Raw genomic sequence first — 15,327 nt, 5'->3', positions numbered from 1 at the left:
GGACATCTGCATCGTGGCTGTGTGTGTCATCTGGCTGCGGTGCGTTTTCATGTCAGCAAGGCGTCTCTGCGCCGCGCCGGTAGTACCACCACCAGGTCACGGCCAGGCAGGTGACATAGAAAACGACGAACCCGTACAGCGCCATGTCCGGGCTGCCGGTCAACGTGATCGAAGAGCCGTAGCTCTTGGGAATGAAGAAGCCGCCGTAGGCACCGATCGCACCCGAGAAGCCCACCACCGCAGCCGATTCGATGCTGGCCTGGTGCGCCGACGCGGCCTTGCCTTCGGCATTGGCACCTGCCGACAGACGCTCATGCAGCGTGCGGAAGATCACTGGAATCATGCGGAAGGTGGTGCCGTTGCCGATGCCACTGAGCACGAACAGCGCCATGAAGCTGAAGAGGAAGCCGTAGAAATTGCCACCCTGGCCATCGCTGGGCAGGAAATGCAGCACGCCGAACACCGCCGCGATCATCAGCGCGAACACCCAGAACGTCAGCCGCGCACCACCCCAGCGGTCGGCCATGCTGCCGCCGACCGAGCGCATCAGCGCACCCAGCAACGGACCGATGAAGGCGTAGGCCAGCGGGTTCACGGCGGGGAACTGGCTCTTCACCAGCATCGGGAAGCCGGCCGAAAAACCGATGTAGGAACCGAAGGTGCCGATGTACAACCAGCACATCAGCCAGTTGTGCTTGCGGCGGAAAATCACCGCCTGTTCGGCGAACGAGGAGCGGGCGCTGGTCAGGTCATTCATGCCGAACCAGGCCGCCACCGCACAGATCGCAATGGCCGGCACCCAGATGAAGCCGGCATTCTGCAGGTACAACGGCGCACCGCCCTCCACCACCGGCTGCGGCGCACCACCGAGGGCACCGAACACGCCCACCGTGATCACCAGCGGAATCACCGCCTGCGCCACCGATACGCCGACATTGCCCAGGCCGGCATTCAGGCCCAGCGCCAGGCCCTGCTTCTGCTTGGGATAGAAGAAGGAAATGTTGGACATCGACGAGGAGAAGTTCGCCCCACCAAAGCCACACAGGATCGCGATCACCACGAACACCCAGTAAGGCGTCGCCGGGTTCTGCACGGCAAAGCCAAGCCAGATCGTCGGTGCCAGCAGCGATGCGGTGGACAGCGCCGTCCAGCGGCGACCGCCGAAGATCGGAATCACGAACGAATAGAAGATGCGCAGCGTCGCGCCGGACAGGCTCGGCAGTGCCACCAGCCAGAACAACTGATCGGTGCTGAAGCCGAAGCCGATCTTCGGCAGGCTGATGGTCACCGCCGAGAACAGTACCCAGACCGAGAAGGCCAGCAGCAGCGAGGGAATGGAGATGACCAGGTTGCGGGTGGCGACCCGCTTGCCGGTGCGCTCCCAATAGCCGGGATCTTCCGGCGTCCAGTCGCTGATGACGCGACCAGGACTGGCAGTGCTGCGGACAACAGGATCGCTACCGACGGTCATACATGGCTCCAAGGCTGTGGAATGACGTGGGTACTGCTTTCAAGTTGTAACCCGTCGTCATGCAGCCATTAGGCCGTGCAGCAGTAACGACGGGGTTGATCTGGATCAATCAGGCGCGGGTTTCCCCCTCGCCCCTGACAAATGTCAAACCGATGATGCGGAACTGCGGCGGGTCACCCCGCGCTGGCGCACGCTGTCGCGTACATCCACATCGAACTGCAGCTGCAGCGTGGTGCCGTCGTCCAGGTACAGCGCAAAGGCCAGGCCATCGCGGCATGGCAGGCGCCCGGCCAGGTCTTCCACGGAAGACCGGGGCAATACCAGGCGGCAATCGGTGCCGCTGTCGAGCAGCACGGCCGATTCGCCACCATGCAGCGAAACGGCCGTACCCCAGCCGCCGCTGCCACCGAACCGGGTCAGGTTTTCCACCGTTTCACCGGCCAGCAGCTGCGCGAGTTCGGCTTCGTCCAGGCGCAGGCGCATTGTCTGTTCTTGCAACTGCACCTTCATGAGGCAACGTCCTCCCATTGGGTGGGGGTATTGCAGTTGACCAGGGCGCTTTCATCAGCGTGGGCAAGGCGCAGGGTCTGCGCGTCCAGCCGGTGTTGCAGGGCCTGCAGGGAACGCGGGCCGAGGGGATCGTGGATCATGTTTTCGAGGATCGTGCGACTTTCATTGTCCACATTAAACAGCATCGGAAGCGGATGCCCGTCAAAGATCGTGCAAGCGCTGCGATGCCCGTCACGCAATTGCTGCAGCAGATCCGGGGTCAGACGGGGCGTATCCACCGGCACCACCCAGGCCGGGCCATCAGGCATCTGCATCGCCACGCTGTACAGGCCACCCAGCGGCCCACAGCGCGTGACCTGGTCGGGCACGCCGCCGAAGGCCGGGTAACGTCCGCTCACCCAGACGCGGTCTGCCCCGGCCAGCCGCAACGTGCCGCGCATGTGCTCCAGCAGCGTGCGCCCCTGCCAGGGCAGCAGCGCCTTGTCGCGGCCCATCCGGCTGGACAGGCCACCGGCGAGCACGATGCCGGCGATGGTCATCGGTGACCGCCATCCACGCATGGCGTGGATCTACTGGGGTCAATGGTGGTGCTCATGTGCCGGTTCACTGTCGGCGTGGCATAGCGTGCATCCTTCGCTCCACTCGCTGTCGCCGTCTTCGTAATGTTCCTGTTTCCAGATCGGGCACTGGTGTTTCACCGCCTCGATCAACTGCCGGCAGGCCCTGAACGCTTCATCACGGTGCGGGCTGCCTGCGGCCACCACCACCGCCACATCGCCAATGCCCAGACGACCCTTGGCATGTGCCACGTACAACTTCAGCTTCGGCCCGAACGTCGCCTCGATCTCCGCCGCCAAGCGCTGGATCTCGTTCAGTACCAGCGGTTCGAACAGGTCGTAGGTGATGCCGGTCACCGGCCGCCCCACATTGAAGTCGCGCACCTTGCCGATGAACACATCGATGCCGCCGAATGCCGGGTCGGACACCGCTGCGATGCCCTCGGCCGGATCGATGGTGCGCTGCGCGCGGTCCACCACTTTCGCAGTCACGTTGCTCATGGCTCAGCCCCCACTCACCGGCGGCAGGATCGCCACCTTGCCATCGGCGGGCAACGCCTCGTGGTCACGCAGCACGCGCTGCTGGTCGGCGAAGGCCGAATAGTCCAGCAGCCCCGCGCGGAAACCGGGAAAGCGCACCGGCAACAGTTCACGCAACGCCTGGCGCAGATCGGCCACGGTGCCACCGGCCACCTCCAGCGCGATCTCGCGGCTGGCATCCAGATCGGAAAACGCACCGAACAACTGCAGATTCACCTGTTTCATCATGACTCCTGGTTCGCCAGCTGCAGCGGGTCCTGATGGCCCCAGCCCTGCACGCGCACCGGTGTGCCGGCCGTGGCAACGTCACCCTCGCCCTCGAGCACCACCCAGGCGTTGGCCTGCAGCATGGATTTCAAACGGAACGATTCCTGGCCGGCCAGCACGCGCGCGCTCAAGCGCCCCTGCGCGTCCACTTCCACCCGCGCCCGCGCGTGGAAGCGCAGGCCCGGCGGCTTGCGCACGTCGGCCTGCAACGGCAGCTGCAGCAGCGGCTCGGCGGCCAGGCCCAGCAGGCGACGCAGCACCGGTTCAACGAAGAAGCGCTGCCCCACTGCCGCCGACACCGGGTTGCCCGGCAGACCGAAATACAGCGCGCCGTCCGGAAGCACCGCAAACAGCAACGGCTTGCCCGGGCGGATCGCCACTTTGTGGAACACGATGCGGGCGCCACGCGCGCGCAGCGCATCGGGAATGAAATCGTAGCGGCCGGCCGACACCGCGCCGGTACTCACCAGCACCTGTGCCCCTGCCGCCAGCGCGTCATCCAGCACTGCATCGAAGGCAGCCACCTCATCGCCCACCGTGCCCTGCCACACCACCTCGGCACCGGCGGCCTGCAGGCGGCCGATCAGATAGGGCCGGTTGCTGTCACGGATCTGTCCGGAGTCCAGCGCCTGCGCCGCTTCGGTCACCAGCTCCTTGCCGGTGGCAATGACGGCGACCTTCGGCCGTGCCACCACCGCCACCTCGGCCACGCCGATCGCATGCAGCAGGGTGCGCGCATTGATATCCAGCGCCTGCCCGGCCTGCAGCACGCGCTCGCCTTCTTCCACGTCCTGCCCGCGCAGGCGCACGTTCTGGCCAGGCTTCACCACGCTCTTCAACGCAATGCGGGTCGGCCGGCCATCCTCGCTGGCGAGGATCTCCACGTTCTCGATCGGCACCACCGTATCCAGCCCGACCGGCATGCGCGCGCCGGTCATGATTTCCCATGCGCCCTCGCCGCCCTCGGCACCGGCATCGCCTGCGGCCTGCCAGCCCTGCACCGCAAACGCGGTACCGCTTTCGAAGGGCGTGCCATTGGCGCGCAGCGCGAAGCCGTCCATCGCCGAATTGTCGAACGGCGGCAGCGACTGCCCGCTGATGATGTCCGTGGCCAGGATGCGACCACCCGCCTCATGCAGCGCCAGGCGCTCGGCCGGCAGCGATGTGGCTGCCTCCATCAGGTGCTGCAGCGCTTCGCTGTAGGCGATCATGCGTGGCCACCGCCATCGACCATCGCCAGCGCGTGGCCCAGCACCGGTGCCAGAATGTCCAGACACTGCGCGGCCGCACGAGGGCTGCCCGGCAGTGCAAACACCAGCATGTCATCCAGCTGCACCACCTCGGCACGGCTCAGCCAGGCCATCGGCGTGTGCTGCGCACTCAACGCACGCACCATCTGCGCCAGTCCATGCACCGGGCGCGCATTCAACGAACGCAGCGCCTCCGGGGTCAGGTCGCGCGGGCCCAGCCCGGTGCCGCCGGTACACAGGCACAGGCGGACGCCCTCGCCCGCCAGCGCACGCAGGCGGCCCGCCAGTGGTTCGACGCCATCGGGCAGTACTTCGGCAGCCACCACCTCGCCACCAAGCGACTGCAGCCCGCTCACCAGCTTCGGGCCGGACTCGTCGGCATACGTGCCCTCGCTCGCTCGATCGCTCAGGGTGATCACCGCGCAGGCAGCACCGTTCAAGCCCTTCGGCGGACGCGGCCTGAAGCGCTCGCGCTCACCCTCGGCCATGCCATCCGGATGCAGCCAAAGACCACGCTTGCCGCCTTCCTTGAACAGCAGGCGGATGCCCTCGATGCGCAGTGCTGGCTCCACCGGTTTGCTCAGGTCGTACAGGGTCAGCAATGCCGCGTTCACGCCGGCCAGTGCTTCCATCTCCACACCGGTGCGGGCCTCGCTCGCGCACTCGCACCACACGCGGATCGACTGCCTTTCCGGCACCGGCGCGCAGTACACCTGCACCAGCTCCAGCGGCAGCGGGTGGCACAACGGCATCAGCATCGAGGCCATCTTCGCGCCTTGCAGGCCGGCAATCTCGGCCATCACCAACGCATCGCCCTTGGGCAGGCGGCGCTCGACAATCAGCGGGTAGGCCACCGCTCCGGCATGCAGCTCGCCCACCGCCACCGCGCGGCGGCGGGTAACGCGCTTGTCGCGCACATCGGCCATGTGGAAGGCCGCAGTCAATTCACCACTCATCGTGTTCCTCATCCTCCGATCGACGCCAGGTGCGGGGTCAACCCGGTCTGGCCCTGATGCAATCCGTGCCCGGCCGCTTTCAGGCCAAGCTGTGTGGTGATGCGTGCCAGCAGCGCGTCCTGGTCATCGTCGCTCTGCAGCAGCGGGCGCAGCGGCACGCCGAATTCCCCGAACAGACACAGCCGCAGGTCGCCCTTGGCGGTCACCCGCAGGCGGTTGCAGCCCTTGCAGAAATCACGCGAGTACGGGGCGATGATGCCTACCGTGCCGCGTTGCTGCGGGTGGCTGAACTCACGCGCCGGGCCGGCATCGGCTGCGCGCGGGCGCTCATGCCAACCGGCGGCATGCAGCTGGTCGATCACGTGTTCGGCACGCAGGTGGTGCCGCTGGAAATAAGCTTCGTTGTCGCCGGTACGCATCAGTTCGATGAAGCGCACACTGAAGGGGCGGTCGCGCAGGAAGTCCATCCATTGCGGCAGCTCGTCGTCGTTCAGGCCGCGCAGCAGCACCGCGTTGAGCTTGATGGCCGGCAGGCCCAGTGCCTGCGCCATCGCCAGCCCCTGCTGGATTTCCGGCAGGCGGTCGTGGCCGGTGATGGTCCTGAAGCGCTCGCGCTGCAGGCTGTCCATGCTCACGTTCAGCGCGGTCAGGCCGGCGCGGTGCCAGCCCGGCAGGCGGCGCGGCAGTAACGTGCCATTGGTGGTGATGGCCACCTTGCGGATGCCGGGCACGGCAGCCACCGTGGCGATGATCTCGTCCAGGTCCTTGCGCAGGCTGGGCTCACCACCGGTAAGACGGATCTTGGTCATCCCCAGCATGGCAAACGCGCGCACCAGGCGCGCGATCTCGTCCACCGCCAGGAAGCGCGGGCGGCCATCGGCCTGGTAACCATCGGGCAGGCAGTAGCTGCAACGGAAGTTGCAGGCCTCGGTCAACGACAGGCGCAGGTAGGGAAAGCTGCGCCCGAATCCGTCGGTGAGTTGGCTCATGGCTGGTCCACCTTGTTGTTCCACCGTCTTGCCTGTGCCCGGAACGGCCCGGATACCCTCGCCTGCTGAGACTGACGCCAGCCTACGCGGCAGGCATTGGCAACGGGATGACTTAAATCAATCGCCGCCGGCCACGCCGCGCGGGCGTTGTGGCAGCATGCGGCTTTCCGTGCCGTGTGCGTGTGACAGCCATCATGATGATGAACGATTTCCAGCAATTGCTGCAGGCCGCCGGCGAACAGGCCGAACCGCAACGCCTGCTGTTCGTATTCGCCCGCGCCGACCTGCCCGAATCGCCCACCGACGACCAGCGTGACCGGCATGACCGCCGCGAAGGCGGCACCCTGTCGCCGGTGCTGTGCGTGGACAAGCTGCCGGCCGAGGTGCCCAGCTTCCAGGCGTTGGCCAGCGAATCCACCACCACCGGCGTGGAGTGGGACATGGTGTTCGTGGCCGCGATGGACGGCCGTGCGGGCTTCGCGCCCACCACCGACGAAGCCACGCGCCCGCTGCGGCTGATGGTCAACGCCATCAACGACGGCCAGATCGGCCGCTTCGCCGCCTTCGACCGCAGCGGTGAGCCGATCCAGTTCTATTGAGCCACCAGCTGCAGGGTCAGGAAGAAAATCACCAGCACCGTGTTCAGGCCCCAGGCGACGGTCAGCCCGCGCGCGGCAACGCCCAGGTTCGGGGTGCGCGCGGTGGGTGCCGCCCGCCAGACCGCGGGGATGATCCAGCCGGTATAGAGCAGCAGCACGGCGAACACCGCCAGCACCAGTGTGGTGCGCTGGTTGGCCAGGGCCCAGAGGGCAACGGCCCAGAGAATGTTGCTGGGAATGACCCCCTGCAGCCAGAAGACGTTCCAGAGGCGTGAACGGCCTTGAGTGTCGGGCGTGGGGTGCAGAGACGCGGTGGCTGTCATAAGTCTCCTTGGTGTTTAGGAAACGTGCTGGGCAAGCCTGCGCTCGGTGGCTGGGAACGTCAAGGCACGACGGAATCGGTAGCGCCGGGTCGTGCCCGGCGGAATGCATCCGGGTTCATGGTGCCGCGCTCGCCGGGCACGGCCCGCCGCTTCCGACGTGATGTCGCCTTCGCCCCGGCCGCCCTGCTCTCTTCATGCCCACAACCACGACACCTGTCGCAGATTGCCTGGTCGCGCTGGACCAACGCGGCAGCCAGCGCTGCCAGTACTTAACAGCGTGGTTCAATGCCGAAAGCGTCTCCAATCGTGAGCTATTTGCAACTCTTCTGATTGGCATTGCATAGCGACGCGGGCTGAGATGGCGTGCCACCGAAAACGGGTGGCCGGGTTTCGAATCCCGTGTTGGCGTTGAGTGATTGCGCTTGCCAGCCGGCGTCCACATTCCGTGGCGCCGGCTGGCAATCCGTCTGCCGGCTATGGCGGGCGGTGCGTGGGGGCGTTCGCGCCCACCGGCTTGACGTCAACCCGGATTCGAACCACGTACCGTCCGCCACCTCTTGTGTGGCGGCTACCGATTGCCTTGCACGGAGCCTCGCCATGAACGGATCTGACCTTCCCCATCTGCACGCCTACAGTGACCCGGCCAATGCCGACGACCTGGCAGAGGCTGTGCCCTGTGCGGATGCGAACACCCTGATTGCCAACCTGAAGCGCATCGGCAAAGGCGCTGCGGCCGACGGGCAGCCCTGGCCGGAGCGGCATCAGTTGCCCGGGCGCTGCATGGCACTGGCCGATGCGGATTGCGCGTTGGCCGGGTTGCGGGTGGTACAGGAGGTGCTGCTGGCGGCAGAGCGGACCCGGCAGAACGGCGAGCCCGAGGACTATGTGGGCGACCGGGTGATGGAGGGGCTGATGCTGGCGTGCCTGGCGTTGAGTGCGCAGGCTGTGGGGCGGTTGCAGGTGGAGCGGTGAACGGGACTCGCCTGGAATGCACCTTGCGCCTCCAGGCTCACCAGCGAACGGAAAAAAGCCCACCGGTACTGCAGCCCCCCCCCCCTTTGGCTCGCGTTTTCCTCCGTCTCAACAACAGCATTGCCCCACGCTCACTCGCCTGCCAGCCTCTTTCCGGATAGAGCAACCAAGAAGATCAGAACAAGGGCGATGCATACCGCCAGGTTGAACAAGAGGATGGGGCGTATGGCGAGGTAGAGCTCCCCGACTCCCATGGAATAGCGCCCATGATTGGACTGCGAGCCCAGCGCTCTGGCAATGATCTGAATCCACACAAGCGAAGCTATCTGAACCGCAATGATTCCAATCGCGGAGAAGAACCGCCTGGTGGGAGTTCTAGCGACCATTGCGAAATACGCGAGCACCGAGAGGGCCGCATAGAAAACAACCAACATCCAAGTCATCACCGCTTCCGTGCGGAATCCTCCGCCCTCATGCAACCCGTGCTCGCTGAGCTTTCATCAGGCCTTCGCTGGTACGCGGAAGCCAATGCGCCTCGCCCTGGCAAACGGCGGCCCATGCCCCTTCCGCCTCTGGCATGAACCCATGCATGCCGCCCCGCAGCTGGGAACGCCCAACCCGTCAGCCTTGGGGGGGGCTTGGTCATCTCCGGGATCGACAGCTGAGCCGGCCGCATGATGAGCAGTGCTGCTCGTACTCCTTGATGCACGATGGCTTGCAGCACTACGCCGACGTCCGTAGAACTGAAAAGTCTTCATCGTTGACGCCGTTTCTTTCCTGACTGGGCTGATGGACTGTCGCGCAGCCCTTGTCGGATCGCGATATCCAACGCTACTGCAGCCGCGACGAAGCACATCGCCGCGACGGCCCTCTCATAGGCCAATTGGCCAAAGTACTGCTGAATCGCAAATCCAAAACCACAAAGTCGACCGCACAGCGTGCCGCTATTGTTGATTCCAAACTTCAGAACCAAGACGCCCATGAAGGCAGCCAGACTGCAGAATACCAAGCCCGGAAAGAAAACGAGGGGGCGCCAAGCTCGCTTGGGTTTCGACATCAACGACTCCAGCACCGATGAAATATATCGAAACAAATACCAACTTCGGGAACGCCGCACTTTGAAAATTCCACCCCCGATCATAACGCTACGACTCTACCGACCCAAATGGCGGCAAGTCGCCATTGCAGTATGGCTCCAGAAATTGAACCGTGCAAACGGAGGATTTGAGGGCAAACCGACGGATCGCAATCCCGCCGCCAGTTGTAGAGAAACCTACTCACATCCATCACCTACTGCGCCGGGGAAGCGCAGCGCCAGTTCGAGTGCCACACTATCCGCACCCGGTCATTCCGCAACCGGTCATTGACCGGCGCTTGATCCCAAACACCTCGCTCCTGTTGTTCCACTCCCAGATCGCGATATTCCGCACTGAGCCAATCGCCACGCGCGGTGCACCCAAGCGACCTTGCTGAATGGGCGCACCAACCAAGCGCCCACCACGATGGCGATGCACCTCACAAGCCAAGGGAATGCTCTTGATGAAGTTGAAGGCTTGCGGCGCTTGAAGCAACAGTTGAGCCGATCAATTCAAGAGGAGAATGCGGCCCATTCACACGAAAAATCAGAAAATTGAATGCGGATCTCGCCCTCGTGATCAAAAACTATTTGATGCTCAAACAATCCCGGCCGAAGGACAGAGAATTCATGCCTCAAAACATCAGCATGGGCATGCTCCTTTAAACTGGACTCCTTCAAAAATAAGTCATGCACAGAATCGTAACTGAGGACAAACTTTCCCTCGAATAGCTGATCGACAAGACTGATTTCCACGAACGTCCTAGAGCCAGAGAATTTATCCGCATAGTTCTTTGAAACCATCAATGACAACAATCTCGAATCGTGCAGCGTCCCCTTGCCATGGAGCGAATAGCTCCGTGCATTCGCGGCAAAATCCCTCAGTCCAGGAGGCATGCCATCGGCCACTTCATCAATATAGTCGAAATACTCGGTGAAGTTCCACGATACACCGTCGTGATAGATCCTACTCATAATTCTCACATGTTCTCACAGCCGGGATAGTCGGGGGCATCTTCGCAAATTCTCTTCGGGCTCGGCGTTGACATCTCGTTTATAAGCGTCCCCAGTATAGGCCAGCCACGCAGAGCCGATTTCAATTTCGAAGCTCGCTTCTCGGCTCGCCCCATATGGACTCCAATTCGACGAGAGTAGTCGGCGGAAATTGTCTTGCACTGATCCTCTACACCACTAGGCAGACCTGATGGAGCGCCTTTGAATCCATGCTTATTTATCCAGCCGTCGGGCCCGTAGACGCCAACCTCATTTCCGCGAGGTCCAAGAACGTGAATTTCAAAGGACGCATCGCCACGATAGTTGAATGTGTCAACACGTCCTGTATAACCATCTCCGAGATCAACCGGCTTCCCAGCCATACCTAGGGGGTCAACAAGGCTGACGGGGTTACCGCTGACGTAGCCGAAGGTGCCTACGCCACCGAGCAATCCAATCGGATCGCTCTGGGAATACCGCCCCACTGCCGGGTCGTACTCCCGCCGGTAGTTGTAGAACAACCCACTCGCATCCGTCGCCTGCTGGCCCGGGAAGCGCAGCGCCAGTTCAAACACCACACCATCCCCATCCGGGTCGGCACTCGGCATCTGGTTGCCGAACACCTCGCTCTTGTTGCTCCACTCCCAGATCGCCACATCGCGCACCGGATCGATCACCACGCGCGGCGTACCCAGGTGGTCCGGCTGGATGTAGGCCAGCTCCGGCACGCCGGTGCCCGGCACATTGATCAGTGCCACCGGATAGTTGTCCAGCCAGATCGCCTGCTGCTGCGCCTGGCCCGTGGCCGAGTAGTTGCCCAGCCACTGCCCTGCTTCGTCGTACAACGTGATCTGAGTCGCACCACCGGCTGGGGTGCGCAGCACGCGCTCGCCCCGATGGTTGTAGGCGTAGCTCTCCAATGTGGCGTTGCCCTGCTTCACCGCGTTCATGCGGTTGGCATCGTTGTAGGTGAACGCCTTGCTGCCGATGCTGGTGGTGTTGCCCACTGCGTCATGGTTGCGTGCTTCACCGTCCACGGCGGTCAGTCGGTGGCTGGTGGCCGGATAGGTGTAATTGGCGGTTCCTGCCGAAGTGGTCAGCGAGATGCGGTTGCCGGTGGCATCGTAGCCGTAGGTTTCGATCGGCGTGCCGGTCGCGCCGTCCTGGGTCTGGGTCAGGCGGCCCAGGCTGTCGTAGGCGTACTTGGCCAGCACTTCGGACCCTGCGCCGTTCTTCAGCTCGGTGATCGAACCCACCGGATCATAGCCATAGCTCAGCGACAGCCCACCTGTTGCCGGATCATGCACGGCCTGCGGACGGTAGTCCAGGTCCAGCGGCCGCTGCAATTGACGGCCGTTGCCATAGGTCCAACCGGTCGCTGGGCCAAAGGCCACGTAGGTCACGTTGTTCACCACGATCTGCCGCGACTGCCCAGGGCGGGTCAGGCCGATCTCGCTGATGCGCCCCTGAGTATCGCGCACGTAGTCGGCCACGCTGCCGTCCGGGTAAGTCAACGCCGTCAGGCGGCCCGACTTGCTGTAGGCGTAGCGCAGCGTACTGGCGACACCGTTGACGGTCTGCACCTTGCGGGTGATCTGGCCGAAGCGGTTGTGGCAGTACTGGGTGCTGCCATTGGCGTGCAGTACCTGCCCCAGGCGCCCCTTGGCGAATCGCTCATCAGCCACGCAGACGGCCGGCGCCACATCAGAGCTGTAGCCCACGTCCAGATTGGGGTCCGGATAGGCAATACCAGTCAGGCGGTTGAGTGCATCGTAGTGATAGGTGGCAGTGACACCGCGCGCGTCGGTGGCGGTCTTGCGGTTGCCTGCCGCATCTACGGTGAAGCTGCTTGCGCCACTGTCCGGGCTGACCTGGCCGGTCAGATCGCCAAAGCCGTTGTAGGCGTAGGTGGTGTGCAGGCCCTTCGGGTCGGTTACCTGGGTGACCTGGTCCAGCGCGTTGTACTGGCTGCGGATTTCCGCAGCAACACCGCCGACGTCCTGCAGGGTCCGCGCCAGCCGGTTCAGCGGATCGTACTGCTGGCTGGTGACGCGCTGCAGGGCGTCGGTCACCGTCTGCGGGTTGCCGTTTGCATCGTAGGTGAAGCCGGTCGCGTGGTTGCCGGCGTCTTTCAGCGCCGTAAGCTGGCCAATCGTGTTGAAGGTGCGTGCCAGAGTGCGGCGCAGGGTGCCGCCCGCATCCAGAGTGTCCTCCTTCAGGCGATTGCCGGCATTGTCCAGCGTGTAGTGGACGGTGTTGCCAGCGTTGTCCTCGATGTCGGTCAGTCGTTGTGCAGCGTCATACACGTAGATCACGCTGTTGCCATCGGGCTCGGTGATCTGTTGCACCTGACCGGTGGGCCAGTAGCTGATCTGGGTGGATCGATCCTCGGCGGTGGTGGCGCCGCGTACGGTCACCGAGGTGGGCCAGCCACGAGCATGGTAGGCGTAGTCGGTGACCACGCCATTGGCATCCTTCACCGACAACGGTCGCCCGTAGGCGTCGTAGGCCAACGTCTCCACCGTCTGACCGAGTGCATTGGTGACGCTGCGCAGGTCGCCCTTGCGATAGGTGCAGGCCCCATTGGTCGCGCACCCTGCGTCGTCTACGGCGTAGTAGGCATAGGTGCTGACGTCGGCCACGTCGGTGCGTGCGCCGTCCACGCTCTTCAGCAGCCCCTCCACGGGGCAACTGCCGGCTGCGGCTACATCCGCGGCCTCGCAATAGGTATACGTGGCCGTACGCGTCTGCCCGGACGCCAGGTCCCTCAGGGTCACGCTCACAGGCTGTCTACGGGCGTTGTAGGCGGTACGCGTCTCACGCTGAGCGATGGTCGTAGCCAGCACCGCGTTGGTCACACTGTCGCGCGTGGTCTGCACAACACGCTGCTCAGGCAGGCCGACCGCATCGGTGATGGTATGGGTGTTGACCGGTCGGCCCGTCACCGCGTCGACGCCTTCGCTGTAAGTGTGCTTGGTCTGGACGCCGCGCCGGTCCGTATAGGTATCCAGACGCCGGCGGAAATCGACCGCGCCGTCATAGTAGGTGCGGCTGATCGAACCCTGGGCATCGGTCGTGCCCGACACCTTGCGGGGAGGAGCGCTGTCGCCACCGGGCGTCAGCGTGTAATCGGTCTGATGGCCCAATGCATCGGTGACCACCGCACCGCCATTGGGGCTGTAGGCAAGGGTTACGCCATCAGCGCCACCCGCGTGCTGGCTCGAAATGACGCGACCGATGGTGTCATAGGTGAAGGTGCTGTAGCGGCGCCCATCCTCGGCGGTAATGCCGGTCAGGTGCTGGGGGAAATCCTGATTCTCGTAGTGATAGGTGCGCACCCCGCCGCCCGCGTAGGTGACGGTAGCGACCTGCCCATGCGCAGTATAGGTATAGCTCGCCTGCGGCACGCCCGCGACCAGAACGGAGCTGATCAGGGCTTCGTAGTCGTTGGACTGGTAGACGAATTCAAGCGTACGGCCGCTGCTGTGCACGACGGCAGCGAGGCGCTGGCTATCGTCATAGACGAACGTGAGCGAGGTACCGTCCACAAAGCGCTTCGCGGCGAGCCGACCCGCATCGTCGAATGTCGAAATGGCGTCGGACGCGTACAGCGTCCAGTTCCCATTCTGGACCAGGCGATCGCCACTGCTGTCGGCGGCCTCGTAGACCTGCCCGATCTTCTTGAAGGCGCGCTGGAAACCAGTGGCTTCAACGATGCCAGCGCCACCCGCCCCATCCAGTGCCAGTTGCGCTCCAAGCGAATGTGTCCAGCCGTAGCCGAACCCTCCGGACGAGGTGGATATTCCCGAATGGTAATAGCGCGTCAGTGCGATCCAGCCCAGATCGAAGTCCTGCGCGATCTCGTACTTCTCGCCGGTCTTTACGTCGCAGGGGTTGCCTACGGTGCCGTTGCACGGGGCCTGATCCTCATCGGGGCAGCCGGCGCTCCCCCCATCCTTTTCGCACTGCGTCGTCTTGGAGGTGATGGTTGCTACGAACTCTTCGCTGACACACGCTTCATGCTTGTTGGACCACTGGGTGAGGGGGACCGGGCAGTTCAGACGCCGGGTCCGCGTCATATGGAGATCGCTTGGATAGGGCGTGCACGGCGACTCCGCCGTGTTGTGGCCGATCATGTACGTGGCTTGGAAATCCCGGGTCTCGATCGTCCCCTCCATGTCGGGGCTGAGTGCATACCATTCACTTGTCGGGGTGACCGCCGCGCCGGGACATACAGGATTTGCCTCCTGAACCTTGGCCAGGTAAGCGGCAACCATCGCCTCTTCGGTCGGGAACATCGCGGTACTGAGATACGACCAATCAGGGTCGGAGGGCTGGGACTTGCCCATCCAGTACGTGATTGAGGTATTGCCTTCCAGGTCCACGGCCTTTGACTTGATCGAATTGACGGACTTCCAACCGAACTGGAACTCCGGCGGGAACGGACTCGGCGCGGGCAGGCTCTGGATCGCCTGCACCGCCTGCTGTTGGGTCTTGTACTGGGTCGAATTCCCGCTTGGCTGGGAGATGCGCCAGGTTGTCTTGCTCTCCTGCGCCTGCGCGGCAAGGGGGGCCGCGCAGCCAAGCGCGGCCATCGTCAGCGCCACACGCGCCAGCTTCATTGTCCGTCCGAACATCCGTGTTCTCCTTCCTGGGCGAATACCGCGCCGGGAGGGACGAAGGTGCACAGGCGGATCACCGCCCTGTCGCGCCCTGCTTCGGATCGTCCCTGTTCCGGAATGCGGCCATGCCGCACGGGGCAGTTATCGCGCAAGCCCATTACATAATCAAGTCAAGCCGCGGGATGTCGGTCACGATTATCGAT

General features: G+C 63.9%; 15 protein-coding genes. 2 read left to right on the top strand and 13 right to left on the bottom strand.

Features of this window, described 5'->3' with window-relative positions; translation table 11 throughout:
• Positions 1-52: 52 nt before the first annotated feature.
• The 8 genes from MRBLST15_RS01660 to moaA form a co-directional block, all read right to left on the bottom strand.
• On the bottom strand, positions 53-1,471 hold the full coding sequence (locus MRBLST15_RS01660; RefSeq protein ID WP_033831277.1) for a NarK family nitrate/nitrite MFS transporter: 1,419 nt from the start codon (positions 1,469-1,471) through the stop codon (positions 53-55).
• A 144-nt stretch (positions 1,472-1,615) separates the two neighbouring features.
• A complete protein-coding gene (locus MRBLST15_RS01655; protein ID WP_205404321.1) occupies positions 1,616-1,981 on the bottom strand; it encodes a hypothetical protein in 366 nt (121 codons plus the stop codon).
• Positions 1,978-2,520: a molybdenum cofactor guanylyltransferase gene (gene mobA, locus MRBLST15_RS01650; protein WP_265951344.1), complete on the bottom strand. Its 543-nt coding sequence runs from the start codon at positions 2,518-2,520 to the stop codon at positions 1,978-1,980. Before mobA ends, MRBLST15_RS01655 begins: the two co-directional genes overlap by 4 nt.
• A gap of 39 nt (positions 2,521-2,559) precedes the next feature.
• The gene (locus MRBLST15_RS01645; protein WP_089235850.1) at positions 2,560-3,039 is read right to left on the bottom strand and encodes a molybdenum cofactor biosynthesis protein MoaE; all 480 of its coding nucleotides are present in this window, start codon (positions 3,037-3,039) and stop codon (positions 2,560-2,562) included.
• Between the two features lie 3 nt (positions 3,040-3,042).
• Entirely contained in the window at positions 3,043-3,303 is a 261-nt protein-coding gene (locus tag MRBLST15_RS01640) for a MoaD/ThiS family protein (protein ID WP_049463966.1), read from the bottom strand.
• Positions 3,303-4,556: a gephyrin-like molybdotransferase Glp gene (gene glp / locus MRBLST15_RS01635; RefSeq protein ID WP_312703892.1), complete on the bottom strand. Its 1,254-nt coding sequence runs from the start codon at positions 4,554-4,556 to the stop codon at positions 3,303-3,305. Before glp ends, MRBLST15_RS01640 begins: the two co-directional genes overlap by 1 nt.
• A complete protein-coding gene (gene moaCB / locus MRBLST15_RS01630) occupies positions 4,553-5,551 on the bottom strand; it encodes a bifunctional molybdenum cofactor biosynthesis protein MoaC/MoaB (protein ID WP_312703891.1) in 999 nt (332 codons plus the stop codon). The genes glp and moaCB overlap by 4 nt, the downstream gene beginning before the upstream one ends.
• An 8-nt stretch (positions 5,552-5,559) precedes the next feature.
• Positions 5,560-6,540 carry a GTP 3',8-cyclase MoaA gene (gene moaA / locus MRBLST15_RS01625; RefSeq protein WP_367784863.1) on the bottom strand — a complete coding sequence of 327 codons (981 nt, stop codon included), beginning with the start codon at positions 6,538-6,540 and terminating at the stop codon, positions 5,560-5,562.
• 194 nt (positions 6,541-6,734) lie between these two features.
• On the opposite strand from moaA, the gene MRBLST15_RS01620 reads away from it, so the two are divergent.
• A complete protein-coding gene (locus tag MRBLST15_RS01620; protein ID WP_089235854.1) occupies positions 6,735-7,139 on the top strand; it encodes a ribonucleotide reductase subunit alpha in 405 nt (134 codons plus the stop codon).
• Here the strand turns inward: MRBLST15_RS01620 and MRBLST15_RS01615 are convergent.
• Complete coding sequence (locus tag MRBLST15_RS01615; protein WP_089235855.1) at positions 7,133-7,462, bottom strand: hypothetical protein; 330 nt, start codon at positions 7,460-7,462, stop codon at positions 7,133-7,135. The genes MRBLST15_RS01620 and MRBLST15_RS01615 overlap by 7 nt on opposite strands.
• A 597-nt stretch (positions 7,463-8,059) precedes the next feature.
• On the opposite strand from MRBLST15_RS01615, the gene MRBLST15_RS01610 reads away from it, so the two are divergent.
• Positions 8,060-8,434, top strand: coding sequence for a hypothetical protein (locus tag MRBLST15_RS01610; RefSeq protein ID WP_367784860.1), 375 nt, complete (start codon positions 8,060-8,062; stop codon positions 8,432-8,434).
• A gap of 131 nt (positions 8,435-8,565) precedes the next feature.
• Here MRBLST15_RS01610 and MRBLST15_RS01605 read toward each other — a convergent pair whose 3' ends face one another.
• From MRBLST15_RS01605 to MRBLST15_RS01590, 4 genes are all read right to left on the bottom strand, one after another.
• Complete coding sequence (locus MRBLST15_RS01605; protein ID WP_367784858.1) at positions 8,566-8,877, bottom strand: hypothetical protein; 312 nt, start codon at positions 8,875-8,877, stop codon at positions 8,566-8,568.
• Between the two features lie 311 nt (positions 8,878-9,188).
• Positions 9,189-9,491: a hypothetical protein gene (locus tag MRBLST15_RS01600; protein WP_367784856.1), complete on the bottom strand. Its 303-nt coding sequence runs from the start codon at positions 9,489-9,491 to the stop codon at positions 9,189-9,191.
• Between the two features lie 531 nt (positions 9,492-10,022).
• Complete coding sequence (locus tag MRBLST15_RS01595; RefSeq protein ID WP_367784854.1) at positions 10,023-10,484, bottom strand: hypothetical protein; 462 nt, start codon at positions 10,482-10,484, stop codon at positions 10,023-10,025.
• Positions 10,485-10,489: 5 nt separating this feature from the next.
• A complete protein-coding gene (locus tag MRBLST15_RS01590; protein WP_367784852.1) occupies positions 10,490-15,124 on the bottom strand; it encodes an RHS repeat-associated core domain-containing protein in 4,635 nt (1,544 codons plus the stop codon).
• Between the last annotated feature and the right edge of the window lie 203 nt (positions 15,125-15,327).

It is taken from the genome of Stenotrophomonas sp. LST15-1-1.1 (assembly GCF_040815575.1).
In the GTDB taxonomy this organism is placed as follows: domain Bacteria; phylum Pseudomonadota; class Gammaproteobacteria; order Xanthomonadales; family Xanthomonadaceae; genus Stenotrophomonas; species Stenotrophomonas lactitubi_B.
This window is presented reverse-complemented; position numbering and strand designations above follow the sequence as displayed.

Bases quoted from the DNA above. Each gene is read 5' to 3' on its own strand.
- MRBLST15_RS01590 (WP_367784852.1), bottom strand. From the start codon at position 15,124: ATGAAGCTGGCGCGTGTGGCGCTGACGATGGCCGCGCTTGGCTGCGCG.
- moaCB (WP_312703891.1), bottom strand. From the start codon at position 5,551: ATGAGTGGTGAATTGACTGCGGCCTTCCACATGGCCGATGTGCGCGAC.
- MRBLST15_RS01655 (WP_205404321.1), bottom strand. From the start codon at position 1,981: ATGAAGGTGCAGTTGCAAGAACAGACAATGCGCCTGCGCCTGGACGAA.
- glp (WP_312703892.1), bottom strand. From the start codon at position 4,556: ATGATCGCCTACAGCGAAGCGCTGCAGCACCTGATGGAGGCAGCCACA.
- MRBLST15_RS01610 (WP_367784860.1), top strand. From the start codon at position 8,060: ATGAACGGATCTGACCTTCCCCATCTGCACGCCTACAGTGACCCGGCC.
- MRBLST15_RS01640 (WP_049463966.1), bottom strand. From the start codon at position 3,303: ATGAAACAGGTGAATCTGCAGTTGTTCGGTGCGTTTTCCGATCTGGAT.
- MRBLST15_RS01600 (WP_367784856.1), bottom strand. From the start codon at position 9,491: ATGTCGAAACCCAAGCGAGCTTGGCGCCCCCTCGTTTTCTTTCCGGGC.
- MRBLST15_RS01605 (WP_367784858.1), bottom strand. From the start codon at position 8,877: ATGACTTGGATGTTGGTTGTTTTCTATGCGGCCCTCTCGGTGCTCGCG.
- mobA (WP_265951344.1), bottom strand. From the start codon at position 2,520: ATGACCATCGCCGGCATCGTGCTCGCCGGTGGCCTGTCCAGCCGGATG.
- MRBLST15_RS01620 (WP_089235854.1), top strand. From the start codon at position 6,735: ATGATGATGAACGATTTCCAGCAATTGCTGCAGGCCGCCGGCGAACAG.
- MRBLST15_RS01645 (WP_089235850.1), bottom strand. From the start codon at position 3,039: ATGAGCAACGTGACTGCGAAAGTGGTGGACCGCGCGCAGCGCACCATC.
- MRBLST15_RS01615 (WP_089235855.1), bottom strand. From the start codon at position 7,462: ATGACAGCCACCGCGTCTCTGCACCCCACGCCCGACACTCAAGGCCGT.
- MRBLST15_RS01660 (WP_033831277.1), bottom strand. From the start codon at position 1,471: ATGACCGTCGGTAGCGATCCTGTTGTCCGCAGCACTGCCAGTCCTGGT.
- moaA (WP_367784863.1), bottom strand. From the start codon at position 6,540: ATGAGCCAACTCACCGACGGATTCGGGCGCAGCTTTCCCTACCTGCGC.
- MRBLST15_RS01595 (WP_367784854.1), bottom strand. From the start codon at position 10,484: ATGAGTAGGATCTATCACGACGGTGTATCGTGGAACTTCACCGAGTAT.